The organism is Burkholderia sp. SIMBA_062 (genome assembly GCF_046534765.1).
GTDB classification, from domain to species: Bacteria; Pseudomonadota; Gammaproteobacteria; order Burkholderiales; family Burkholderiaceae; genus Burkholderia; species Burkholderia ambifaria.
Genome location: NZ_JAWRYD010000017.1, coordinates 98,223 through 124,058 on the forward strand (window position 1 = coordinate 98,223; position 25,836 = coordinate 124,058).

General features: G+C 66.7%; 12 protein-coding genes. 9 read left to right on the forward strand and 3 right to left on the reverse strand.

Going from position 1 to position 25,836, the window contains the following annotated elements:
- Positions 1–3: 3 nt before the first annotated feature.
- The 3 genes from SB786_RS20025 to SB786_RS20035 all read left to right on the forward strand — a co-directional run bounded on the left by SB786_RS20025 (position 4) and on the right by SB786_RS20035 (position 17,386).
- Positions 4–2,256: a tetratricopeptide repeat protein gene (locus tag SB786_RS20025; RefSeq protein WP_410728965.1), complete on the forward strand. Its 2,253-nt coding sequence runs from the start codon at positions 4–6 to the stop codon at positions 2,254–2,256.
- Positions 2,253–4,520, forward strand: a complete 2,268-nt coding sequence (locus SB786_RS20030; protein ID WP_410728966.1) for a tetratricopeptide repeat protein — start codon at positions 2,253–2,255, stop codon at positions 4,518–4,520. Before SB786_RS20025 ends, SB786_RS20030 begins: the two co-directional genes overlap by 4 nt.
- A gap of 185 nt (positions 4,521–4,705) precedes the next feature.
- Positions 4,706–17,386 (forward strand): filamentous haemagglutinin family protein, encoded by a 12,681-nt coding sequence (locus tag SB786_RS20035; RefSeq protein ID WP_410728967.1) that lies wholly within the window; start codon positions 4,706–4,708, stop codon positions 17,384–17,386.
- Between the two features lie 188 nt (positions 17,387–17,574).
- On the opposite strand, the gene SB786_RS20040 is transcribed toward SB786_RS20035, so the two are convergent.
- Positions 17,575–18,879 carry a substrate-binding domain-containing protein gene (locus SB786_RS20040; protein ID WP_410728968.1) on the reverse strand — a complete coding sequence of 435 codons (1,305 nt, stop codon included), beginning with the start codon at positions 18,877–18,879 and terminating at the stop codon, positions 17,575–17,577.
- A gap of 593 nt (positions 18,880–19,472) precedes the next feature.
- On the opposite strand from SB786_RS20040, the gene gspF reads away from it, so the two are divergent.
- Complete coding sequence (gene gspF, locus SB786_RS20045) at positions 19,473–20,690, forward strand: type II secretion system inner membrane protein GspF (RefSeq protein ID WP_410728969.1); 1,218 nt, start codon at positions 19,473–19,475, stop codon at positions 20,688–20,690.
- An 8-nt stretch (positions 20,691–20,698) separates the two neighbouring features.
- Here the strand turns inward: gspF and SB786_RS20050 are convergent, their stop codons facing one another.
- Positions 20,699–21,142 carry a hypothetical protein gene (locus tag SB786_RS20050; protein ID WP_410728970.1) on the reverse strand — a complete coding sequence of 148 codons (444 nt, stop codon included), beginning with the start codon at positions 21,140–21,142 and terminating at the stop codon, positions 20,699–20,701.
- Positions 21,143–21,218: 76 nt separating this feature from the next.
- On the opposite strand from SB786_RS20050, the gene gspH reads away from it, so the two are divergent.
- From gspH to SB786_RS20075, 5 genes are all read left to right on the forward strand, one after another.
- Positions 21,219–21,746 (forward strand): type II secretion system minor pseudopilin GspH, encoded by a 528-nt coding sequence (gspH, locus tag SB786_RS20055; protein ID WP_410728971.1) that lies wholly within the window; start codon positions 21,219–21,221, stop codon positions 21,744–21,746.
- Between the two features lie 166 nt (positions 21,747–21,912).
- Complete coding sequence (locus SB786_RS20060; RefSeq protein WP_410728972.1) at positions 21,913–22,653, forward strand: secretin and TonB N-terminal domain-containing protein; 741 nt, start codon at positions 21,913–21,915, stop codon at positions 22,651–22,653.
- A gap of 6 nt (positions 22,654–22,659) precedes the next feature.
- Positions 22,660–23,208, forward strand: a complete 549-nt coding sequence (locus SB786_RS20065) for an RNA polymerase sigma factor (RefSeq protein WP_410728973.1) — start codon at positions 22,660–22,662, stop codon at positions 23,206–23,208.
- An 11-nt stretch (positions 23,209–23,219) separates the two neighbouring features.
- Positions 23,220–24,215, forward strand: a complete 996-nt coding sequence (locus tag SB786_RS20070; RefSeq protein ID WP_410728974.1) for a FecR family protein — start codon at positions 23,220–23,222, stop codon at positions 24,213–24,215.
- Between the two features lie 260 nt (positions 24,216–24,475).
- A complete protein-coding gene (locus tag SB786_RS20075) occupies positions 24,476–24,727 on the forward strand; it encodes a FecR/PupR family sigma factor regulator (RefSeq protein WP_410728975.1) in 252 nt (83 codons plus the stop codon).
- A 212-nt stretch (positions 24,728–24,939) separates the two neighbouring features.
- Here SB786_RS20075 and SB786_RS20080 read toward each other — a convergent pair whose 3' ends face one another.
- Positions 24,940–25,764 carry a hypothetical protein gene (locus SB786_RS20080; protein WP_410728976.1) on the reverse strand — a complete coding sequence of 275 codons (825 nt, stop codon included), beginning with the start codon at positions 25,762–25,764 and terminating at the stop codon, positions 24,940–24,942.
- Between the last annotated feature and the right edge of the window lie 72 nt (positions 25,765–25,836).

The window sequence follows — 25,836 nt, forward strand, 5'->3', positions numbered from 1 at the left end:
ACGATGACATCGAACGGGGAAGGGACGACACTCGCGAGCGCGCCGGCCGCGCCACGATCGCCGGATCGCCGTCCGCCCGACGCCGCGCAGCTCGAACGGCTGCTCGCGCGTGCACGCAACGCGCATCGCGACGGCGCACTGGAGCATGCGGAGCGTGCGTATGGGGAACTGCTCGCGCTCGAACCCGACCATCCGGAGGCGCTGCACCTGCTCGGCGCGGTGCGCTTCCAGCAGGGGCGCCTCGACGACGCCGAGCCGCTGATGCGGCGTTCGGTCGAGCGTCAGCCGGTGCCGCTCGCGCTCGCGAACTATTCGGCGGTGCTGGCGGGGCTCGGGCGCGAGCACGATGCGCTCGCGCGCCTCGACGAAGCGCTCGCGATCAATCCCGCGCATCAGCGCGCGCTGTTTCAGCGGGCGGGCTTGCTCGCGCAGCTTGCGCGGTACGACGAAGCGTGCGCGGTCTACGATCGCCTGCTCGAACTGACCTCCGGTTTCGCCGACGGCTACGTGAAGCGCAGCGACATGCTGCGCGCGCTCGGCCGCCACGACGATGCGCTGGCCGATTGCGACCGCGCGATCGCCATCGCCGGGCGCACGTTCGACGCGATGCGCGGGCGGGGTCTCGCGCTGCGCGAACTCGGCCGTTTCCGCGATGCGGTCGACAGCTATGGCCATGCGCTCGCGCAGACGCCGGGCAGCGCCGAAGTGCTGTTCCTGCGCGGTGTCGCGTATCTGGATCTGCACGATCCGGAACGGGCGCTCGCGGATTTCAATGCGGCGATCGCGGCGAGCCCGACCTTCGTCGATGCGATCTTCAACAGCTCGGTCGCTCTTGAACAGCTCGAGCGGCACGATGAGGCGCTGGTGCGCTGCGACCGCGTGCTCGCAATCGATCCGCGCCATGCGCGGGCGCTCGCGAACCGCGGCAACGCGGCCAGCCGCCTGGAGCGCTATCGCGACGCGGTCGACAGCTATGCGCGCGCGCTCGACGCGGAACCGGGCAGTGCCGGCGTGCTGTGCAACTACGCGAGCGCGCTGATGCGCATCGAACGTCACGACGAAGCGCGCGACATGTGCGACCGCGCGCTCGCGCTCGATGCGAGCTACGCGCCAGCGTGGTTCACGCGCGGCCGCGTGCAGCTCGAAACGCATCGCTACGACGCCGCGCTCGACGATTTCGCGCGCGTGATCGCCGCGACGCCGCGCGACAAGCTCGCGCACTTCCACAGGGGCAATGCGCTGCGTGCGCTGAGGCGTCACGACGACGCGCGGCAGGCGTATGCGGACGCGATCGACATCGATCCCGACTACGTGCTCGCGCACTGCATGCGGGCGTTTCTGTGTCTGTCGATCGGCGATTTCGAAGCGGGCTGGGCCGAATACGAATGGCGCTGGCGCGATACGCAGCTCGACGCGAGCCGGCGCACGTTCGCGCAGCCGCGCTGGACCCACGGGATGCCGCTCGACGGCAAGACGATCCTGCTGTACCCGGAACAGGGGCTCGGCGACACGCTGCAGTTCTGCCGCTACGTGCCGCTCGTGAAAGCGCTCGGCGCGCGCGTCGTGCTTGAAGCGCCGGTCGAGTTGAAGACGCTGTTCGCGACGCTCGACGGCGTCGACACGCTCGTCGCGCGCGGCGAGCCGCTGCCACCGTTCGATCTTCATTGCCCGCTGCTGAGCCTGCCGCTCGAATTCCGCACCGATCTGACGTCGATTCCGGCGAGCGTGCCGTATCTCGCCGCCGATCCCGCCCGCGTCGCGGGCTGGCGCGACCGGCTCGGCGCATCGACGCGGCCGCGCATCGGCCTCGTGTGGTCCGGCAACCCGCTGCACCTGAACGACCGCAACCGCTCGATGACGCTCGCGGATCTGCTGCCGCTATTCGACGACCGCTACGAGTGGATCAGCCTGCAGAAGGTGGTCCGCGACGAGGACCGGCCGTTGCTCGACGCGAGCGCCGTGCGGTTCGTCGGCGACGAGCTGGCGGACTTCGCGGACACGGCGGCGCTCACTGCGCTGATGGACGGCATCGTCAGCGTCGATACGTCCGTCGCGCACCTCGCCGGCGCGCTCGGCCGGCCGCTCGCGCTGATGATTCCGCATACGCCCGATTTCCGCTGGCTGCTCGAACGGGACGACAGCCTGTGGTATCCGTCCGCGCGATTGTTCCGCCAGCCCGAGGGCGGGCAGTGGGCGCCCGTCGTCGAGCGGATCGCGGCCGAATTGCCGGCGCTCGTCGGCGAAGGCGCGCGATGAATGCGCGCCGCGAGCCCGCGCCGATGGCGGGCGCCGTCCTCGGCGCCGCCGCCGTGCCGCTGCGCGCCGTGCTCGACGATGCGCTGCGCAATGCGCGCGTGCGGCTCGAGCAGCGCGACTTCGCGGGCGCCGGGCGGCTCTACGAAGGCGTGCTGACGATGGCGCCCGACCACGTCGAGGCGCTGCATCTGCTCGGCCTCGTGTATCTGAAACTCGGCGACCCGGCGCGCGCGGAGCCGCTGCTCGCGCGATCGATGACGTTCGGGTTGAACCAGCCGTGGAATCTCGCGAACCATGCGGCGGCGCTGACCGGCATCGGCCGTCATCGCGATGCGCTCGCCGCTGTCGAGCGCGCGCTCGCGGCCGATCCGGAGCATGCGCCGTCGCATGCGGCGCGCGGCGACGCGTTGCTCGCGCTCGGCCAATACGACGCGGCGCTCGCGGCCTACGATCGCGCGCTCGTGCGCGAACCGGCCCACACGGCGGCGTGGTGCCGGCGTGGCGAGACACTGCGATGGCTCGGGCGGCCGGCCGATGCGCTGATCAGCATCGAGCGCGTGCTGCGGATCGACGCGAACGATCCGGCCGCGCATACCGAGCGTGGCCATGCGCTGCGTGCGCTCGGCCATCGCGAGCAGGCGCTTCACAGTTATCAGCTCGCGATGGTCGTGCGCGGCAAGACGCTCGAGCTCGTCCACGCGTGCGGCGTGGTGATGACCGAACTCGGCCGGCCCGCCGACGCGCTCGCGTGTCTCGACGAAGGGCTCGCGCGGATGCCGGACGACGAGCAACTGCTTTACGCGAGCTGCGTCGCGCTCGATCTGCTGCATGCCCGCGACGAATTGCTGAAACGCTGCGACCGGCTGCTCGCGCTGAATCGCGGCAACGTCGCCGCATGGGTCGGACGCGGCAATGCGCTGCTCGGTCTCGAACGTCACGAGCAGGCCGCGCACGCGTACCGGGAGGCTTTGGCGCGCAAGCCCGACGACATCCACGCGCGGAGAAACAGCGCAGCCGCGTTGCGCGCGCTCGGCCGCTACGACGAAGCGCTCGCGGATTACGACGCGGCGCTCGCGCTGACGGGACCGCATGCGGAGCTGCATTACAACCGGGCGCTGGCACTGCAGCAACTCGGTCGCTACGACGAAGCGCTCGCGAGTCACGCAGCGGCGGCCGCCGCGCCCGCGAACGTCGCGCAGGCGCTCTTCACGCGGGCGGTCGCGCGCCAGCATCGCGGCGACTACGACGCGGCGCTGGCGGACTACGCCGATGCTTGCGGACGCGATCCGCACCACGGCGCAGCGCGCCGTTCGGAGGCGTTCTGCCGGCTGCTGATGGGCGATTTCGACGCGGGGTGGCGGCAGCACGAGGCGCGCTGGGACGCGGCCGACGTGATGCTGCACCGGCGCCATGCGGACCGGCCGCTGTGGACCGGCGACGAGCCGCTCGCCGGCCGCACGCTGTTGCTGCATGCGGAACAGGGCTACGGCGACACGCTGCAGTTCTGCCGCTACGCGGGCCTCGCGCACGACCGGGGCGCGACCGTGATCGTCGAGGCGCCGGCCGCGCTCGGCGAACTGCTCGGCACGCTGCGCGGGGTGAGCCGGATCGTCACCGAGGGCCAGCCGGCGCCGGCCTTCGACCTGCAATGTCCGCTGATGAGCCTGCCGTATGCGTTCCGCACGACGCTCGATACGGTGCCGGCCGACGTGCCGTATCTGCGCGCCGATGCGCGGCGGCGCGCGGCGTGGGTGCAGCGCCTCGACGCGATCTCGCCGCGCGGCCGGCTGCGGGTCGGGCTCGCATGGTCCGGCAATCCGCGTCACGCGAACGACGAGAACCGCTCGATGCCGTTCGCCGCGCTGGCGCCGCTCGTCGGGTTCGGGGCGCTCGATGCGACGTTCGTGAGCCTGCAGCCGCAGGTGCGTGCGCGCGACGCGGATGAATTCGCCGCAAGCGGCGTGCTGTCGTTCGCCGACGCGTTGATGGATTTCGCCGAAACGGCCGCGCTGGTCGACGCGCTGGATCTCGTGATCAGCGTCGACACGTCGCTCGCGCACCTGGCCGGTGCGCTCGCGCGACCTCTGTGGGTGCTGCTGCCGCGCGTGCCTGACTGGCGCTGGCTGCTCGAACGCGACGACAGCCCGTGGTATCCGTCCGCGACGCTGTTCCGGCAGACGCGGCCCGGTGATTGGCCCGCGGTGGTCGCGCGGCTGGCCGACGCGCTCGCTGCGCTGCCGCGCGCGCATTCCGTACGGGCGTGAGCGGTGCTCCATGACAAAAGCTACGGACCATTTCACGGCGGCCGGAATGGTCCGTAACAGTCGCCATGTCGCTGCCATGCGCGCTTCGTATGGTCTTCGGATTCCAGCGGCCTGCTTCAGGCGCAACGACACGCGTGGTGCCCGACCGGCGCCGCGCGCAATTTCCTAGCATCGGGGTGGCAAGAATGGCAGCACGCGCACGTACGGATCGGCAACTTCACGCAGCGGCCTCGCGGTCGGTCCTGAAATCGGAGCTGAACCCGCTCTACCGGGCGGTCGTGCTGATGCTCGCGGCGGGTGTGTCCGCGCATGCGCATGGGGCGGGCATCATGAACCTCGGTCACGTGGCCGCGAGCCCGTCGGGCGGTGGCGCGGGCGGCGCCGGCGGCGTGCCGGGCGTGTCGAATCTCGGCGTGTCGCCGCAGCAGGCGCTGCAGGCGAGCCAGCCGTCGATCCGCAACCTCGGCTATGCCGCGCATGCGATCGCCGCGCAGATTGCGGCGCAGCAGAATGCGGCCGCCGCGGCGGCGAAGCTGCCGTCGACGGTGGCGAACGGGCTGGCGCCGGGCGGGCTGCAGGTTGCGGCGGGCGCGTCGGGCGATACGAACAATCCGGTGCTGTGGTTCAACGCGAACGCGCCTACGCAAAATACCGACACGAACGGGCACGTGAACGTCGACGTCAAGCAGACCGGGCAGAACGCGGTGCTGACGTGGGAGACGATGAACGTCGGCCGGCAGACGACGCTCAATTTCGACCAGTCGGGCGGGACGCAGACGAATGGTGCGAACAACTGGGCGGTGTTGAACCGGGTCAATGATCCGAGTGGCCGGCCGAGTCAGATTCTGGGGAACATCACCGCGCAAGGGGCGGTGTACGTGATCAACCGGAACGGGGTGTTGTTCGGGGCGGGGTCGCAGGTGAACGTGCATTCGCTGGTGGCGTCGTCGCTGAATCTGCTGGACATGAAGAACCAGATCGTACCGACGCCCGACGGCATCGTTGCGAGCAACCAGCAGTTCCTCAGCTTGCCTGCCGGCACGACCGGCGGACTCGCGTATCCGGAGTCCGGGAGTTCCACCGGTGTGGTCGGATCGTCGAATCGCCCCAACGAGATACTGGGGCTCGGCAACGTGGCGAAAACGAACGGGACTTATCAGGCGCCGGGCGACATCACGATCGAACAGGGCGCGTCGATTGCGACGCATACGAACGGCACGGTCAGCGACGGCGGGTTCGTGCTCGTCGCGGCGCCGAACGTGAAGAATGGCGGCAGCATCACCGCGACCGACGGCCAGGTCGTGCTGGCCGCGGGTGTCGGCGTGAGCCTGCGGCCGAACGGTAGCCCGAAAAACAATCCGCAACTGCTGTTGCCCGAGCTGAGCGGCCAGATCGTCACGACGCAGAATGGTACGACGGTCGACCTCACGCCGGTGGGCACGCTGACGAACACAGGCATCGTGCAAGTGTCGCGTGGCAGCGTGAACCTGCTCGGCGGCCGCGTCGCGCAGGATGGTGTGGTAGGCGTGACGACGAGCGTCAATACGCCGGGCCGGATCACGATTTCGACGGTCGACGAATACATGTCGAACGATCCACTCGGCAATGCGTATCCGGGGACGACGCTTGCAACGGGCGGACCGAGCGGAGGCGATGCCGACACCGCCAAACGGTCGGGCTTGCTCACGTTCGGTCCGGGCTCGGTGACGACTGTGCTGCCGGACAAAAGCGGGCAGACGGCGACGTCGACGCCTGGCACGACGTTCACGCCGGGCGGCATCGCGATGACGGCCGGTGCGGTGTGGTTCCAGGGTGGTTCGCTGATCGAGGCGCCGGGTTCGAACGTGTCGGTGACGGCGATTTCGCCGTCGGTGACGGCCTATACGCCCGACGTCAAGCAGAGCGCGGCGCCGGGTCGCATTTATCAGGATGCCGGATCGACGATCGATGTGTCCGGGCTGGCGAACGTCGACATCCCGATCGCGCAGACGCTCGTGACGGTCGATCGAATCGGCCAGAACGAACTGGCCGATTCGCCACTGCTGCGTGACAGCTTCCTCGCGGGGCTGAAGAACGTGGTCGTGGACAGCACGCTGACCGGTACGCGCAGCGATGGCGTGTCATGGGTCGGCAGCCCGATCCTGAATCTGTCGGGCTATGTGAACCTGATTCCCCGCACGGTCGATCAGTTGTTGACCAACGGTGGAACGATCACGCTGTCGGGCAACGAGGTGATGACCGCACGTGGTTCGTCACTGAACCTGAACGGCGGGTACGTGCATGTCGACGGCGGGATCGTCAATACGACGCGGCTCGTCGATGCGAATGGCGCGATCGTGCCGATCGGGCAGGCGAGCCCGTACCAGACCTACGTCGGAATTGCCGGCCAGTTCATCGAAAGCCACCCGCGCTGGGGCGTGACGAAGACGTGGTACAACCCGCTTCTGACGGGCGGCACGTATCAGGGCGACTATATCGTTGGTGGCAACGCAGGCACGCTCGACCTGTTCGCGACCTCGGCGCTCGTGCTCGATGGCGATATCAGCGCGCAATCGTTCGGCGGCGCGAAGCAGATGCAGGGCAACAGCCTGCCGTCGGGCGGGACGTTCAATCTCGGTGCGGATGCGAAGCGCACCAGCGGCACGCTCGCCGATCTGACGTGGAACAATTCGATTGAGGCGCCGACCGGCGTCACGGGATTGACGATTCTGCAGGGCCAGGCGCCGCAGCTCGACGATCTCGCGCCAGGCTTCTCGAGCAATACGCCGATCGACAAGACGTCGCTGCAGAATGTCGCCACTACTGATCCGCGCGACGTGCTGACCACGATGGTCGTGCCGGTCGACGCATTGAACGCCGGCGGCTTCTCGAACGTGAACGTGACGCAGGATACGCACGGCGGGAAGGGGATCGTCGTCGCCCAGGACACGCATCTTGGCGTGCGGCCGGGGGGATCCATTGCGCTCAACAGTGCGGCTAGCGGTTCGGACGTCAACGTGGCTGGCAGTTTGACTGCGCCGGGCGGCTCGATTTCCATCGCGAGCGGCGGCAATATCGTCGTCGGTCCGCAAGCCGTGCTCAGTGCGGCGGGCCAATGGGTCAACAATGACGTTCAGGCGGCACCGGGGACGACGCCGGGCAATACCCAGTTCATCGACGGCGGCAACATTTCGCTGGCGACCACTGAGCAATCCGTCGGACACGTGAGCGACGTCTTCGCGGACGCCACGGGATCGATTCTGCTGCGTCCCGGTAGCGTGCTGGACGTATCGAGTGGCGGCGAACTGCAGTCGAATGGTCAACTGTTGATGCAGAACGGCACGCCAGTGGGGCGCGGCGGCAACGTGTCGTTGAAGACTTATGTCGCGCTTGAAACAAAGCAGTTCGGTCACATAGGCGATTCCGGTCCCAACTTGCCGAGCACGCAACCCGCAAACGGTACGATCGCGCTCGGCGGCACGATCCTCAGTGAGGGTCTTTCAGGAGGCGGCACGCTGACGTTGCAGGCGCTCGGATTCCAGATTGGCGGAGATCCGCAGACCGCCGCGCCGTGGGATGTCTATCTGCCGGAGCGATTCTTCGCGCAGCAAGGCTTCGGCAAGGTTGTGCTGAATGCATACTACGACGCGACCGTGGCGCCTGGCGCGACGGTTGCGCTTACGCAGCGCAATCTGATTCCGGACGTACTGGCGCTACAACAGGCGACCACGGGCGCCAATCTGTCGACTTCGGGCCTGACGACATCGGGCCGTCTCGACGACTATCACCGGCAGCCGACCAGCCTCGTGTTGACGGGCGGCAACTATGTGTCATGGCTGGCAGCGGGGAGTATGGCGCCGTCGTATCCGGGCGTGACAGGGGCGGTCACGCTGTCGTCCGGCGCGTCGATTCATACCGATGCCGGTGCGAGCGTCGGCTTTGGTTCGCCCACGCAGGTGACGGTGCTCGGCTCGATCGTCGCGCCTGGCGGATCGATCACGCTCAGTGCGGATTCGGGCGGTACGTTCGGGCAGACGGGCCAGTACGGCATATTCACGCCGAGCGACAGCCGATCGGTGTGGCTCGGCGCGGGCGCGACGCTCGATGTGTCGGGCACCGCGCTTGCCAATCCGCTCGCCACGCCGGTCAAGATTGGGGCGACGACTGTCGTGCCGAACACCGGCAAGGTCCTGCCGGGCGGTTCGGTCACGCTCTCGAGCGATGCCGGTTATGTGGTTGCACAGCCGGGCTCGCGGATCGATGTGGCCGGTGCGTCGGCGAACTTCGATCAGTTGCAGGCGAACGGCACTTACGCGTCGCAGCCTGTCTGGAGCGATGCCGGCTCGATCACGCTGTCCGCCGCGTACGGACTCTTTGCCGATGCGACGCTCGCTGCGCACGCGGGCGCTTCGCAGGGGCGCGGCGGCACGCTGACGATCCTGCCGCATCAGAACAATGGCGCAGCCGGCGCGACCGCGCTGGTCGTCCGGCAAAGTGGGGAACTGACGCCGGCGGGTCTCGAGGCCGGTCAAAGTTTCGCAACCGCCATCGACACGACGACCGGCTTGCCGATCGGCCGGCCGACCGGTGTGATTCAGTTCTCGGCCGATCGCCTTGACGGATCGGGCGTCGCGAATCTCGTGCTCGGCGACGCCACGCCCCCGACGGCTGCCATGGAAGTGCCGCCGATTGCGTTCGCAGGCGACGTCAAACTGGCGCTGCCCGAATCGGTTACGTTGAATACCGGGCGCGTCGCGGCGCTGGGCATGGATCAATTCGTGACCCTGCTGTCGACGCCTGCAACGCAATCGAACGGCAGCACGAATCCGGCCTCGGTTCTCCAGACCTTGCTAACCCAGCCGCCGCAGCGGCCGTCCGGCACCACGATCGAGATCGATGCGCCATACGTCGCACTGGTCGGGCCGACGCTGACGGCGCAGTCGCTGGCATTTGCGCCGGTCGCGACCCGGTCCGACGCGACGCTGAACGTGAACGCGTCGTTCATCGATCTGCGCAATCAGTTTCAACTGAACAACATCGGACAGGCCAACTTCGTCAGTTCAGGCGACATTCGCATGAGTTCGACCAATGCGAATTCGACGGGAACGGCTCAGGCTCCCGGCATTCTCCATACACCCGGCAACGTGTCGTTCAAGGCTGCGGACCTGTATCCGGCCACCGGCAGCACGTTCATTGTCGATGCCGTCGGACCGATCGATCCGGCGACAGGCAAGCCGGCGCCGACGACTGTCGCATTCGCGTCGAACGGAGCATCGGGCACGCCGCTATCGGCGGGCGGCGCACTGCTCGTCGATGCCACCGACATCGTGCAGGCTGGCACGGTGCGCGCACCGTCCGGCACGATCCTGTTCGGCGTCGGCGATCCGTCGAACGCTTCGACCCAGGCGCAGTTCGCCAGCCTGCCGCTGGTCGCGACCGATTCGGTTACGTTCGCGAACGGCAGTACGACATCGGTATCGAACGGCGGCCTCGTGATCCCGTATGGCACGACGGTCGATGGCGCCGAGTGGCAGTTCAAGCCGAGCACGGTCTCGACGGTGCCGGATGTGACCGCTCCGCCGGCGAAGTACATCGGCGTCAACGGCAACCGCGTCGCGCTGGCCCCGGGCGCAAAGATCGATCTATCCGGCGGCGGCGACCTGCAGGCGGTCGAATGGGTACCGGGAACGGGCGGCACGCGCGACGTGCTGTCGCAATACAACATCAGCTATGCGAACAATCCCGCCGGGGCGACGGTGCCGGTGAATCCGGGGGCGGCGAACGTTTATGCGATCGTGCCGGGGGCGCAGTCGCCGGTGGCGGCCTACGATCCGGTGTTCGCGCAGTCCGTGCAGCCGTCGGTCGACGGTACGACGGTCGGCACGACGATGACGTTCGGTGTCGGTCAAGCAGGCCTGAGGGACACGGTCGGCAAGGCCGTCTACCTTTCCGGGGTGCCGGGGCTGGCGGCCGGCTATTACACGCTGCTTCCAGGCAAGTACGCGACGCTGCCAGGCGCGTATCGCGTGACGCTCGCGAGCGCGGCAGGTGGCGTCGTGCCGGGGGCGAGCCAGGTGTTGCCGGATGGCATCGTGACGACGGCAGGGTATTTCGCCGATGCACTGACCGGTGGTCGCAGCGCGACGCCGACGCTGTTCAGCGTGCAGTCGGCTCCGGTGTGGCGGCAATACTCGCAGTACACGGTGACGGGAGCGAACGCGTTCTTTGCCGCGCAGGCCGCGAAGAAAGGCAACGTAACGCCGCCGTTGCCGGTTGACGGCGGTCAGCTCGTGCTGGCTGCGAACAAGGCATTGACGCTCGGTGCAACGCTGAATACGGCCGCTGGCACTGGGGGCGCACCCGCCGAAGTCGACATTGCGTCCCAGGACATCCAGATCACCGGCAACGGCGGTGCCGCGCTGCCGGGCTATCTGCAGATCGGCAGTGATGCGCTCGATTCGCTGAATGCGGGCAGCCTGCTGATCGGCGGCACGCGCGCGGCAACGAAGAAGGGTGTGACGATCACGCCGATCGCGAACAGCGTGATCGTATCGAACGATGGCAACACGGCGCTCAAAGGCCCGGAGATCCTTCTCGTCACGAAGACCGACACGAGCGGCACGGATCCGAATGCCGCGAACGGCCTGCGCATTGACGCAGGGGCGTCGATCGCGGCAGCCGGCGACTATCCGGCGGCGAAGGATCAACCGATTGCAATCGCTGGCGATGGCGCGCTCGTGCGCGTGTCGAACGGCACGATGGCACCGCTCACGCGCACGGGCTCGACCGGCAGCGGTCTGCTGACCGTCGGCGCAGGCGCGACGCTTGCGGGCGGGCAGGCGCTCACGCTGGATTCGTCCGGAAACCTGAAGGTCGATCCCAGTGCCGTGCTGTCGGCGACGGCGATCACGGCGGACGGATCGGCGATTACGTTTACCGGTACGAACGGTGCGGCGGCCGCGGCACTGCCCGGCTTCGTGATCGATCCGGCCGGGCTCGCGCAATTCGGCAACGCGCAACAGGTGACGCTGCGCAGTTATGGTGCGATCGGCTTCGTCGGCGACGTGAACGCGACGTTCGGCAACAGCGTGGACCTGAGCGCCGGGACGTTCAAGAGCGACGGCGGTCATGTGACGCTGAATGCGCACCAGATTGCGTTCACGAACGAAACTGGCGCGCCGAACGGGACGGCTGCACCGGGCAGCGGCACGCTGACGGTCAATGCCAAGGAGATCGATTTCGGCTCGGGCACGAAGCTGGCGAGCGGTTTCGGCTCCGCGAGCATGACCGCGACGGGCGGTATTGTCGGGCAGGGAACCGGCACGTTCGACTTCGGCGCACTGCCGGTTACGCTGAATGCGCCCGTCTATCTCGCCGATACGAGTTCGGCATCGACCGTGAAGACGACCGGGGCACTGACGTTGAACGGCGCGTCGGGCACCGCGTTGGCGAGGACACCGGTAGGCGGCGCATGGCATTTCGTTGGCGGGACGATCGCCGACAACGGCGCGACGATCGCCGCCCCCGCGGGCAACGTGAGTCTCGAGGCGACGAGCGGCAATCTGACGCTTGGTAGCGGGTCGACGGTGAGCGCGGCCGGCGTGTCGAAGCAGTTCTTCGACATCGTGCGGTACGCGCCGGCCGGCGCGATCACGTTGACGGCCGACGCCGGGACGGTCGACGTGCAGGCCGGCTCGACGCTCGATTTCTCGGGTGCGAATGGCGGGGGCGCGGCGGGCAGCCTGACGCTGTCGGCGCCAGAGCAGGTCGTGACCCTGAACGGTACGATCAAGGGCGGCGCGGCAAGTGGTTATGCGGGTGGTTCGTTGTCGCTCGATACGGGCGGCGCTGCCGATCTCGACGCGCTCGCGAAAACGCTCGCATCAAGCGGCGTGAACCAGGCCATCGCGATCCATACCCGGTCGGGCAATCTCACGCTGTCGGCAGGTAACACGCTCACCGCACACGCGGTGTCGCTGACGGCGGACGGCGGTGCGGGCAACGCATCGGACCCGGCGAACGGCAATGTCAATGTGTCGGGCACGATCGACGCGTCGGGCAAGGCGGGCGGCGCGATCGCGCTGTACGGGCACAGCGGTGTCGATGTCGAGGGCACGCTGCTGGCACGCGGCTCGGCTTCGAACCAGCGCGGCGGCAGGGTCGATATCGGGACGAGTGGCGTGTTCGATCCGGGCGTGGCCGATCCGTACAATGCAACTTATGGCTACGAGAACATCGATCCGTCGCGCGCCGGGCTGATCCGGGTCGGCGCGAACGCATTGATCGACGTTTCGGGCGGAACGGCTGGCGGACTGTCGGGCGGTACGGTGAATTTCCGCGCGCCGCTGTTGTCGGACGGTACCGTGAACGTGTCGTTACCGTCGTCGGGATTCGCGGCGGGCAAGGGCATCGCGGGTTCGCGCGCGACGACGCTCGAGGCCTATGCGACGTGGAGCACCACGGATGCGACCACGGGCGCGAAGCATTTCGACGGCATCGTCGACCCGGCCGGCTGGTACGACGCCCGCGGTCACTTGCTGGCTGGCACCTTTACCGCGCAGAGCACGTCCAGTACGCCGACGACCTTTACGTTCACGCCGGATGGAACCGGCGGTGGCACCGTAACGAACAATGGGACAGGCGCAACGGCGGCGGTGACGCAGGCGCAATTGCAGAGTGGCAACGGCGCGATCGGCTTCGGCGGGCTGCAGAGCATGTTCTTTACGCCGGTGTCGGGTGGCTCGAACACGGATCACCAGACGTTCTACGGGTATCAGGACGGCAACGCGACGACGGCTGCGCCCGGCACGCTGATGGGTTTCGTGCAGCACGGGCTGGACGTATTGAAGAATCCGTTCGATGGCACGGGAATCGCGAATGCGCGCATCGTGCCGGGTATCGAGCTGGACAATCCGAGCCTGGCGATCAACGGCGGCAACATCGAGGTGCTGACGAACTGGAACCTCGGAGCAGGGACGTCGGCGACGAATCAGGCGTTCCGGTTCAATGGGCAGGCGCCGGTCGTGACGCTGCGGGCGGAGAATGACGTTGATGTCAGGGCAAGTTTGTCGGATGGATTTTTCCAGATCGACAACCCGATCGGGAGCAGTATTGTTGCACCGAAGCCGACGCCGTCGACGTACAGTGCAGCAAACTACACATGGTCGACGATGCCGTTTGGACCGTTTGGCTACATTCTGTCGAACTATAGCTATCTGGGGCTGATCGGTCCGTACAATTGGACGGGCGGGAATGCCGACGAGGTCGCGCAGTATTACGGCATGTACAAGGAATATGCGCAGTACCTGACATCACAACTGTCAAACGGTGCCTGGGGGTTCTACTTCGCAGACCCGACGCATCAGAACGCGCCGATTGCCCTAGGGCAGCCGGTCGTGGCGCTTCAGGCGCCGACGGCGGCTCAGGAACTGGCTGACCCGACCTGGTATCCGCGCTATCTTGCGCAATACCAGTCGTACGTCAAGGACTTGATCACATGGCAAGCTGCCAACCCGGGTGTCACGCCGCATATCGACCAGGTGAAGGCGCCTCCGTCCGTGCTGGTGCCGGTCATTGCCGGAGACATCACGATACAGCCGCCCCAGACGGACAATACGCCGGCACCGGTCGCGGTGGTGGCAAACGCGTTGCCACTGCTTTCCGCCAGTCTGAACCAAGGGAGCAGCTCGTCATACCGGCTTGTCGCCGGCGCCGATCTATCGAGTACCAATCCGCTCGCATTGAGGCCCGCCGACGGATTCTCGTCGGGCGCGATCGGTAACGTGATCCTTGACGGGCATTTCGAATACAACAACGCGACCAACCCGAACATTGCCAATCCGAACAACCGCGTTGTGGTGGCGCCGACGATGGTTCGAACCGGTACGGGCTCGATCGATGTCGCTGCAGCGAACGATGTTTCGCTGTTCGACCCGATTGTTGCTCAACAGCCTGACGCAACGGTCATTCCCGGCGTGATCTATACGGCTGGCGCACCGTCGCCTCGGGCGCCCGATGCTCCGGCAGGCTCGACTACGGTTGTGCAAGGCGCCGGGACGCCAGCGAGCAATATTCTCGTCACGTCCGCGGTGAATCCCGAAGCAGCCGGTGACATATCGATTCACGCGCAAGGAAATATCGCAGGCATCGAGAATGTCATTGACACGGCGGGCACGATCTCCGGGCAAGCCGGCGCGCCGATTGCGCAATTTTGGTGGCAATGGATGCAGGTAACGGGAAAGCCGACGATTGCCTCCGGCAGTAGCAGCTACGGGCGGCTCGATCGCACTTCAATAGACTTCGGTGCATTCAATCAAGGCGTTATGAGCGTAGGCGGCAACGTCGCGATCAGTGCAGGGGGCAATATTGTCGATCTCGGAGTGTCGTTGCCGACAACCTGGTACAACGACGCCACAGGAAAACCGGTTACGGTTGGTGGCGGCGATCTGACGGTGCGTGCGGGGGGCGACATCCTGAGCGGCGACTATTTCGTTGCGAAGGGAACCGGGGCGCTTACGGCTGGAGGGCGCATCGGTTCAGACGTTGTCGTGCAGCCATGGTTGGCCGCGGGGCAAGTCCCGGTGTCCGTATCGACCTTGCTGGCCACTCAGGACGGCATCATCGACGTCGTTGCGCGCCAAGGCGCGGAGATCGGGGGCGTATTCAATCCTTCCTATCTTCAGATCGGCAGCAGTATTCTTCAAACTCAGTACGCGCGGTATGCCGACGCACAAGCTTATTCACCCGATTCGGCCGTCAATGTCCTGACCACAACGGGCGATGTGGTGCTGAACTCGTTGGCGTCGAAACAAGTGCTCAGGGGGAATTTTCTAGGCGACGGGGTGATCGATCCATCGTCCGTATTGCCCGCGACCGTGAATGCGACGGCCTTTTCCGGAGGCATCGACGTTGCGTCAGGCGGGGCGCTTTTCCCGTCGACGTCAGGCAATCTGAGTCTCATTGCCGATCGCTCCATCAATCTTGCGAATGTGGCCGGGGGCGGGGCGATGGGCTCGGTATTCGGTATGTCGGATAGCGATCCATCGTCGATGCCGTCCGCCACGAATCCGTTTGCAACGATAGCCGTGCTCACCGATCCGACGACGGCTGCCCACGCCGCCAATGCGTTGCATGCGGACGATCCGGTACCGGCACGCATCTACAGCCTGAACGGCGATATCGTCAACGGTGCACTACAGTCGACTGGAGGAGGCGCAGGATTCTACGACAAGCTCATGCAGATCGTGATCGACAAGCCGGCGATGATCCAGGCCGGGCAGGACATCGTGAACTTGTCGTTCCAGGGGCAGAATCTGCGCAAATCGGATGTCACCCGCATCGTGGCAGGACGCGACATTCACGATACGCCGTTGGTTCGCAATGCAGCCGTAGTGCCTGCGCTGACGCTGGGCGGACCGGGGTACTTCGATATCGAGGCCGGCCGAAATATCGGTCCGCTGACGAGCCAGTCCGAGGCCTACGCCGCGTTGAGCAGCGCGTATCCCAAGACCGGGTTGTTGACGGGCATTAACGCGACCGGAAATGCATCGAACCCGAACCTGCCACACGACAGCGCGAACGTAAACATCCTGTTCGGCGTCAGTCCGGGAATTGATACCGGCACGCTTATCTCGAAGTACATTGATCCGGCCGGGTCGATCGCGGGCGTGCCGAGCACGGCGTCCGATCTTATTGCCTTCGTACAACAGTACGAAGCAGGCAAGGTGGTAGATACGGGGCTAGTCAAGGACCAACGTGCGAGCGAACCGCTGGATGCGATGCAGGCGTGGTCCAAATTCAAGGACCTGCCTTCGTACGTTCAGCAGATCTTCGCGGAACAGGTGTTGTTCAACGTGCTGACTCGGGTCGGTGAAGATTACAACAATGCCGCGAGTCCCTATTTCCAGAAGTACGCACGCGGCTACGACGCGATCAATACATTGTTCCCTGCGTCGTTCGGCTATACGGCGAACAATCGCGGGGGCGGTGGCAACGGTACGAACAAGTCGATCGATACCGGTGATCTCGATATCCGGAACACGACGATCCAGACGCAACAGGGCGGCAATATCTCGATCCTGGGCCCGGGCGGACAGGCTCTGGTCGGCAGTGCCTCGGCGCCGCCGCAGATTACGGACAGCAGCGGCAATGTGGTCGTCGGCCCAGGGGCAATGGGCATCCTGACGCTCGAGAAGGGCAACGTGAATATTTTCACGGACCGCAGCGTGTTGCTCGCACAAAGCCGGATATTCACCGAGCAGGGTGGCGACATGACGATCTGGAGCTCGAACGGCGACATCAACGCCGGCAAGGGCGCGAAATCGTCGGCCGATACACCGGCACCGCAATATGTGTGTGACCCGAATCACTACTGCACGGTAGATGCACGCGGGCAGGTGACCGGTGCAGGGATTGCCACGCTGCAGAGCGTGCCCGGTATCCCGTTGGGCACGATTAACCTGATCGCGCCTCGCGGCACCGTTGATGCCGGCGATGCCGGTATCCGCGCGGGTAACCTCAACGTCGCTGCGCTGCACGTGGTGAACGCGGACAACATACAGGTGACGGGCAATGCGACAGGCATTCCGTTGGTGCAGGCGGTGAACACCGGTGCATTGACCGCCGCGAGTGCGGCTGCATCGGCTGCGACTCAGGTCGCGCAGGATATCGCGAAGAACAATGCATCCGGCGGGACGGCACGACGCTGGACGATCTCGGTGCAGGTCGAGGGGTTCGGTGATGCAGGTGGTGACGGATCCAAGAAACACCGGCAACAGGTCGGCTATGACCCTTCGAACTCCGTGTCGATTATCGGCTTTGGAAAAGCCGGGGCTGCACAACGTGCGGCATTGACGGAGGGGGAGCGTACGAAGCTTGGCAAGATCTGATTCACGTGAGTCGCTGCGTGAGGCAGGGCGGCAGTGTTCCAGACGGTGTTTTTTGTGCAGGCTTGCCGTGAATCATGCGCTGAAGAGCGACGCGAATTGTGCGACCCGTGTGCATAAATAAAAACTGCGCCCTTGGACTCCCAAGGGCGCAGTCGCTTGAACGGTCAGTCGAGCAGTGTGCCGACCGCTTAGCGGCCGACCACCGTCCCCGTGCAGACGCTCGCGTTGCCGATATCGAGGTTCCACGTGCTCGCGTTGCTCAGGAAGTCGTTCGAGATGGCCGTCTGGTAGGACGACGGAACCGTGTCGAAGCCGTTGCCATGAACGACCGACGCGTAGCTGGCGTTCGTGAAGTGGTTGTTCAGGAAGTCGTGAACGTTCGTCTTGACGGCCGAGTTCGCGTAGCACTGGCTCAGGATGATCTGGCTCGTGCCCGAAACCGGATAGCCGGCCGCCGGGTTGCCTGCGTTCGGCACCCAGTTGGCCGGATTCGACGCGGCGACCTTGGTCGCCGGCGGAGCAACCGTGCCGAGGGCCGTCGAAGCATTTGCGTACGTCGGTGCGTAGTACTTGCTGTCGACCTTGTTCACGAGGCTCGCAATCGGCAGCTGGAATGCGCCGGCAGACGTCACGACCGTGCTTTGCGGAGCCAGGAACGTGTTCGTGTAATCCGGGCTCAGGTAAGCGACAGCGGCCGTACCGGCCGACTGGTAGCTCACCAGTTGCGTACGCACGCCACCGCTACCCGAGGCCGCCGTGAAGTTCGCCGGCACGCCGCTCGGGAACGAAGCCGTGAACGTCAGCGAATCGACGAACGTCACGCCCGCAGCCGTATTTCCGGTCGAGCAGACAGCGGCCAGGTGGCGGGTCAGCAGTTCGGTCGTGCCGCTGCCGTCCGAGCGATAGATCACCTTGATCGGCGCATTCAGCGCGTAGGCCGAACCCGTTTCCGGATTCGTGACCTGGTTCCAGTTCGTCAGCTTGCCCGAGAACACGCCGCACAGATCGTCGTCGTTCAGCGCGATGCTATGCGCTTGACCCGGCGTCGTTTGCGGGGTCGTCGTGCTCGTCACGGCCGGGCCATTGACGACCGGCACGGTGATCGGCGTGACGATGTACGGGATCTGGATCAGCGGGCCGTTGGTCGTGCCGAGGCCGGCCTTGTACGACGTGAGCTGGGTGGCCGACAGTGCTGCATCGCTGTTCGCGAAGTGGACCGTGCCCGTGACACCCGCGCCGAAGAATGTCGGCTGGTTGTTCAGGAACGCGTTCTGGCCGGCGCCCGAGCCGACCGAGTAGTACGTGAACGTGGCGTTGGCGGTGCCGTACAGGCCGATTTCGCCGGAAGCCGGCGAATTGGCGCCGATGGTCGGGGCGACGAGCGACGAGCCACCACCTTGAATCACCGGGCCTGCGGCCATCGCGAGCGATGCGCCCATGCCCGAAACAACGAGAGCGAGGACTTGACAGATCTTGCGCTTGCTGGATTTCATGAGAAATTTCCTTGAACGAAGATAAACGGGAACCCCTGCTACTGCGGTTGGAGTACTTATGGACCGCCAGGTAAATGTAGGGGGAAATCCGAATTACGCGTGTGAATTTTTCATAACGAATGGTGCGTAACATTTTCGTTGAATAAATCATTGCGTTATTCGGGTTGATAAAGCGGCGATTCAACCGTTATTCGGCGCGGGCTGGGCGTCCAGATATCGGGTTCAGCCGGCAGGCCGAGCAGCGCTATCGTGGTTCCAAGGCGATTTTGTGGCGGATGTTACGGAACATTCCGGGCGTCGATGAATATCCGCTCATTCGATGTATTTCCTCCATCTATCCGGAAATGATGTAAATGAATGAGCGAAGTGTGTCTCATATCATTAATGTGGATTGATCCATCATCTCGACAAGGATGAAATCGTTCTTAAGATATAAAGAAGACGCCGCCCAGTAATAAACCCCGCCAAAAAGGTAGCCCAACATCCGTCACAAATTTGCGCCGGTCACCTCCTTAGACTTCCCCGGCGACTCCGTCTGGCGCGTTGCACGACGTCGCCGAAAAAAATCGTTCGCGTGACACGAGGGCACTGACATGTCGGCATTCCGCTACGAAGCGATCGATCCCACCGGCCGCACGCTGAAGGGCGTGCTCGAAGCCGACAGCGCGCGCTCCGGTCGCAGCCAGTTACGTACGCAGGGCCTCACGCCGCTCGTCGTCGAGCTGGCCGCGCAACGCCTGCACGGCGAGCGCCACCAGCGGCTGTCGCTCGGCCGCAAGCTGTCGCAGCGCGAACAGGCGATCATCACGCGCCAGCTCGCGAGCCTGCTGGTTGCCGGGCTGCCGCTCGACGAATCGCTGTCGGTGCTGAGCGAGCAGGCCGAGCGCGAATACGTGCGCGAACTGATGGCGTCGATCCGCGCGGAAATCGTCGGCGGCCATTCGTTCGCGAATGCGCTGGCAGAGCATCCGCGCGATTTTCCGGAGATCTATCGCGCGCTCGTCGCGGCCGGCGAGCACACGGGCAAGCTCGGCCTCGTGCTGTCGCGTCTCGCGGATTACATCGAACAGAGCAACGCGCTGAAGCAGAAGATCCTGCTCGCGTTCACGTACCCGGGCATCGTCACGCTGATCGCGTTCGGCATCGTCACGTTCCTGCTGAGCTACGTGGTGCCGCAGGTCGCCAACGTGTTCACCAGCACGAAGCAGCAATTGCCGACGCTCACGGTCGTGATGATGGCGTTGTCCGATTTCGTCCGTCACTGGTGGTGGGCGTCGCTGCTGGCGACGGTTGCGATCGTCTTCGCGATCCGCAAGGTGCTGTCGCAGGACGGGCCGCGGCTCAGGTTCGATCGCTGGCTGCTGACCGCGCCGCTCGCCGGCAAGCTCGTGCGCGGCTACAACACGGTGCGCTTCGCGAGCACGCTCGGCATTCTCACGGCGGCCGGCGTGCCGATCCTGCGCGCGTTACAGGCAGCCGGCGAGACGCTGTCGAACCGCGCGATGCGTGCGAACGTCGACGATGCGATCGTCCGCGTGCGCGAAGGCTCCGCGCTGTCGCGCGCGGTGGCTCATACGAAGACGTTCCCGCCGGTGCTGGTGCACCTGATCCGCTCGGGCGAAGCGACCGGCGACGTGACGACGATGCTCGATCGCGCATCCGAAGGCGAGTCGCGCGAGCTGGAGCGCCGCACGATGTTTCTGACGAGTCTGCTGGAGCCGCTGCTGATCCTCGCGATGGGCGGGGTGGTGCTCGTGATCGTGCTGGCCGTGATGATGCCGATCATCGAGCTGAACAACATGGTGCAGTGACGCGCGGCTCAGCGCACGAACGCGTTGGCTTTCTCGGTGGCGGGCAGCGCGATCTCGCGGTGCAGCCCGTTGCGGTCGACGACGATCGAGCGCGTGCGCACCTCGGCGAGTTTCGCGGCTTCGCCGATCGCGGCGCCGAGCGACACGACGCGCGATGCATCGCCACCGACGCTGACGATCGCGGCGGCACGGCGCGCGTCGAACGCGAGCACGCCGAGCAACTGGATCGCGTCGCGGCCGTCGTCGGGTTTCGCGCCGAATAGGCGTGCACCGGCCGTGACGTCGACTGGTGCGGGCGGCGCGGGTGCCGTCACCGGCGCATCGGTCGCGCTCAGCACGTGCACGGCCCAGAGCGACACGGCGACGAGCGCGGCCGCGGCGGCGAGCGTCGCAGCGAGAGGCGCGAGATCGAGGCGGGACGGAACGGTGCGGAGCAGGGCGAGCGGTTTCATGACGATCGGTTCGGATAACGGATGATGGAAAACAGAACGGAAGACCCGCTCCATTCTTTGACGCAAGGGTGAATGCATGATGACGAGGCACGACGAAGCGCACACCTCGCACGCGGGGCGACGTCACGCAAGCACGTATCGCCGCCTGCAGCGCGGCTTCACGCTGCTCGAGATGCTGGTCGTGCTCGTGATCGTCGGGATGCTGGTCGCGGTCGTCACGCTCGCGCCGTCGCGCAATCGCCGCACCGATCTCGCCGAGGAAGCGCAGCGGCTCGCGAACCTGCTCGAATCGGCCGGGGACGAGGCGCAGGTGCGCTCGATGCCGATCGCATGGCAGCCGGTCGGCGGCGGCTACCGGTTCGTGCAGCGCACCGAAAACGGCGCGTGGGCGCCGATGAGCGACGACCTCTATCGGGCGCGCCGCTGGGGCACCGAGGTGACGGCCGTGTCGGTGCGCTACACCGGCGGCGGCGACGCACCGTCGCGCGTCGTGCTCGGCAGCGAAGGCATCGACGTGCCGGTGACGATCACGCTGTGGTCGGGCGACGTGCGGATGGCGGTTGTCGGCACGGGCATCGGCAACTTCGTCGTGCGCTGGCCGTGAGCGCGCGGCGCGCGAACGTGGCACGCCGCATTGATTCGATCCGCGGCACGCTTCACCTGACTGTCACAGTGCCCGCTCACAATCTGACGTTCGCTTGCGACGGAACCGCCCGCGGGGGGGCGCATTCCGGCCCGCGGCGTGCAACTCCACTTCCGACCAGGGATTCATGACTCGTTCACGGGCGCCGACCGGTGTCCTGGCGCTCGTCGCGTGGCTCGCGTTCGTCGTGCTGTGCATGCGCGGCGCGCACGCGCAGGAGACCGGTTCCACGGGCCGCCCGCCGGGCAGCGTCGCGCATTTCGAGCTGCCCGCGCAGCCGCTCGCGAAGGCCTTGCAGGACTTCGCGCGGCTCACCGAGCTAATCGTGCTGGCACCGGCGCCGTTGCTCGACGGGCGCACGAGCGCGCCGGTGCAGGGCGACTACGTGCCGCGCGACGCGCTCGAGCGGTTGCTGGCCGGAACGGGGTTGCGTGCGGAATTCTCGCGTCCGGACGAAGCGATCATCGTCGCGCGGCCGGCCGCCGAGGCGGTGCCCGCCACGGTCGACGCGCCGGCGGACGCCGCGCTGCCGATCGACGGGATCGGTGATTCCAGCGAGCGGCGCGCGTTCGCGGGCACGCTGCAGTCGCATCTGATCGATGCGCTGTGCGCGCAGCCGGCGGCGGTGCCGGGCAGCTATCGACTCGTCGCGCAGGTGCGCATCGACAACAGGGGGGCGGTGGTGGCGGTCAACATGGTGGCATCGAGCGGTTCGGCCGCCCGCGACGCGGCGGTGATGCGCGCGCTGTGCGCGCTGAAGCTGGACGATGCGCCGCCGGCGGACCTGCCGCAGCCGGTCACGATCCTGTTGCGGCCGGCCGGCAACGGCGTGCACTTTCGCTGTCCGACGACAGCCGTCCGGAACTAGCACGCCATGTCCGATACCACTCGCACCGGGCTCAGGAAGCTGCTGGCGACGCGCTACGCGTACCTGGTCAGGCGTCTCGAACGCGTGACGGGCTCGAAGGACGGCGCGGCCGACGCGCTGCACGAGACCTGGCTGCGCCTCGAAAATGCGAACGTGTCCACGCAGGTGACGAACGCGGACGCCTATATACTCGGGATGGCGAACAATGTCGCGATCGACCAGCATCGCCGCGAGCGCCGCCATCTGCACGACGACGATGTCGAGACGCTGCTCGAGACACCCGACGAACTGGCCGATCCCGAGCGTATCATCGCGGCGCGCCGCAAGGTCGATACGCTGAAGGACGTGCTGCGCGGCCTGCCGCCGCGGCGCCGCGCGATCCTGCTGGCCGCTCGTGTCGACGGCCTGCTGAACCGCGAGATCGCCGAGCAGTTCGGCATTTCGCTGCGGCTCGTCGAAAGCGAGCTGAGCGCGGCGATGAAGTACTGCCTGCAGCGCATGCAGGAAGACGGCGATTCGTACACGGGCTCGCGAGGCGGGCCGCGTAAATTTTGAGTACCCGGACGATGACGAAAGCCCAGGCCGAACCCGCCCACGACGCACTCGACGAAGCGAGCGCGTGGCTGCTGCGTCTGCGCTCGGGCGACGCGAGCCAGGCCGAGGCCGACGCGTTCGAGCGCTGGTGCGCCGATCGTCCGCAGGCGGCCGCGCTGCTGCGCGACACCTGGGGCTCGCTGCGCACGGCGGCGGCCGAGCTCGCGGGTGAAGAGCGCACGGCCGCGGCCTGGGCAAACATTGCCAAGCGCGAGCGCACGATGCGCACGGGCCGCCGCGCGTTCATCGGCTTCGCGGTGGCGGCCGGCGCGTCGTGGCTCGCGGTGCGGCCGCCGCTGCAGTTGTGGCCGTCGCTCGGCGACCTGGCCGCCGATTACCACACCGGCACCGGCGAGCAGCGCAGCGTCGCGCTGTCGTCGCGCGTGACGGTGGCGATGAACACGCAGACACGCGTCGACGTGCTGCCCGCGAGCGATGCCGCGCACGGTGTCGAAGTCGTCGCCGGCGAGGCGGAGATCGACGCGGCCACGCCGCCGGCCGGCCGCGCGACGCCGATCCAGCCCGTTACCGTGGTGGCGGGCGACGGCCGGATGCAGGCGACGGTCGCGCGCTTCAACGTGCGGCGTACGGGGTCGCAGGTGTGCGTGACCTGCCTGTCGGGCACAGTCGCGCTCGCGCATCCGCGCGGCGCCCGCACGCTGAAGGCCGACGATCAGGTCGTCTACGACGATCGCGGCGTGCAGTCGGTGTCGCGGGCCGATCCGGGCGCGGTCAGCGCATGGCGGCGCGGGATGCTGGTGTTCAACGGCGTGCCGCTGTCCGACGTCATCGACGAAATCAACCGCTATCGTCCGGGCAGGGTTGTCCTGCGGCGCGCCGCGCTCGGCGCGAACCGGATGCAGGCGCAGTTTCCGATCACGCGGCTCGACGACGTGATCGACATGGTCGGGCGCCTGTACGGCGCGCACATCACGCGCCTGCCCGGCAATATCGTGCTGCTGAGCTGACCGGCTTCCCGCGAGCTTCCTCCCTTTCTTCTTCCTCCTGCAAGCGGCCCTTTCGTGCGGCCGCGGGCTGCCTGCGCGCTGCGGGTTACGGTCCGCCGATACGACCTGATCAATGAGGGCCGGCAAACGCCGGGCTGCCGTCCGTGGCGGCCCGGTGGAGCGTCGTCGGACCCGAGGCGTGGGTGGCAAGCGCCCCGGCCGCGCAGCGATGCGCGGTGCGGGGGATGGGTGTCGAGGGAGCTTCGGGCGGTGGCGTGATCATGAACGAATCGCAACGGGATGCGGATTCCGGCGACGCGAACACGCGCGCCGACGCGATCCGCGAAGGCGCGGTGCGCTGGCTGCTGTGGCTGCGCACCGGCGATACGACGGAACACGAACTCGACGCGTTCCGGCGCTGGCGTGCGCAGAGCGACGAGCATGCGCGCACCGTGCGCGAACTGATCTGGATGTGGGCCGTGCTGGAGGCGGTCGGTCGCCAGGAGCCGGGCGGGCCGCCGCGCATGCATTGAGCGCGCCGAAGGCGTGGTCGTTCCGGTATGCGACGGAATCGTTTTCATCGGCACGCGCGCGGGTATCGCAAGAAATTCTGCGGGTTACGCGCATTTGCTTCGACCTTGTATACGAGAGAGCGAGGGGGCCGTGTAGCGGAACCGGGGCCGAAGCCGGCTTCCGGATTGCCGCCGGCGTGGGGCGGGGCGCGGTGTGCGGCGAGGGCCGGCGATCAGGACGTCGCGCCGCCGTCGATACCGGCGCGCGCGCCGCGCCACGCGGCGTCGAGCGGGTCGTCGGCGTCGCGCAGCGGTTCACGCAGAAACGGAAAGCGTTCGAAGAACGGGGCGGATTCTTGCAGGGCCACGATATGGTCGACCATCCATTGCAGCAGTTCGCCGCCGTGCCGGACCTGATCCGGGCGCCAGTCCGGCATCGTCGCGAAGAGGGCCGAGAAGCCGCTCCAGCGCGACGGGCGATCGTTGTCGCCGGGCCGGAAATAGGTGTTCATCGCGACGTCGTTCGCGTCGGTGAGCGTGCCGACGAACAGCCCGTACGGCGTCGGCACGCCGACCTGCCGCCAGTGTTCCGCGATCGCGAGCGAGCGCATCACGCGCGCCGCGACGAACGCGATATTCGCCTCGTGCTCGATGTCCGCGAGCGTCAACACGCCGTTGCGCTGCATGCAGCGCGCGACCGCGTGTGGCCGGATCGCATTCGACGCGAAGCTGCGCAGCACGAGGTCGGGCACCGTCAATTGCAGCTGGAATTCGCGCAGCCCGTGCTCGGCGCTCATCGTCGAGAAGTTGACGAACAGGCCTTCGATCCTGCCGAGCACGCCGACGTACGGATCGAGGCCGAGGCGCGCGAGCTTCGGCGCGATCTGGCGGCCGAGCAGCCGCATCAGGTTGCGGCGGTTGCGCACGCCGCGGAAATCTTCGAGGCCGCGCGTGACGAGGTCGCTGATCTCCCAGCGGCGCTCGTCGGCGAGCAGGCGCGGGGAACGGCTCAGGTCGAACCGGGCGCGGCCGTGCGCCACGCGGGGGTCTACGTACATGCCGGTGTCTCGTGCGTCGATTGCGGAGGGAGCATCGCGACGGCGTGCGGTCGTGCGCTTGCGGTTGTCCAC

What these genes read in the sequence shown, in the direction of transcription:
- SB786_RS20040 (WP_410728968.1), bottom strand. Translation starts at nt 18,879, where the DNA reads ATGAAATCCAGCAAGCGCAAGATCTGTCAAGTCCTCGCTCTCGTTGTT.
- SB786_RS20035 (WP_410728967.1), top strand. Translation starts at nt 4,706, where the DNA reads ATGGCAGCACGCGCACGTACGGATCGGCAACTTCACGCAGCGGCCTCG.
- SB786_RS20070 (WP_410728974.1), top strand. Translation starts at nt 23,220, where the DNA reads ATGACGAAAGCCCAGGCCGAACCCGCCCACGACGCACTCGACGAAGCG.
- gspH (WP_410728971.1), top strand. Translation starts at nt 21,219, where the DNA reads ATGATGACGAGGCACGACGAAGCGCACACCTCGCACGCGGGGCGACGT.
- gspF (WP_410728969.1), top strand. Translation starts at nt 19,473, where the DNA reads ATGTCGGCATTCCGCTACGAAGCGATCGATCCCACCGGCCGCACGCTG.
- SB786_RS20060 (WP_410728972.1), top strand. Translation starts at nt 21,913, where the DNA reads ATGACTCGTTCACGGGCGCCGACCGGTGTCCTGGCGCTCGTCGCGTGG.
- SB786_RS20065 (WP_410728973.1), top strand. Translation starts at nt 22,660, where the DNA reads ATGTCCGATACCACTCGCACCGGGCTCAGGAAGCTGCTGGCGACGCGC.
- SB786_RS20050 (WP_410728970.1), bottom strand. Translation starts at nt 21,142, where the DNA reads ATGAAACCGCTCGCCCTGCTCCGCACCGTTCCGTCCCGCCTCGATCTC.
- SB786_RS20080 (WP_410728976.1), bottom strand. Translation starts at nt 25,764, where the DNA reads ATGTACGTAGACCCCCGCGTGGCGCACGGCCGCGCCCGGTTCGACCTG.
- SB786_RS20075 (WP_410728975.1), top strand. Translation starts at nt 24,476, where the DNA reads ATGAACGAATCGCAACGGGATGCGGATTCCGGCGACGCGAACACGCGC.
- SB786_RS20025 (WP_410728965.1), top strand. Translation starts at nt 4, where the DNA reads ATGACATCGAACGGGGAAGGGACGACACTCGCGAGCGCGCCGGCCGCG.
- SB786_RS20030 (WP_410728966.1), top strand. Translation starts at nt 2,253, where the DNA reads ATGAATGCGCGCCGCGAGCCCGCGCCGATGGCGGGCGCCGTCCTCGGC.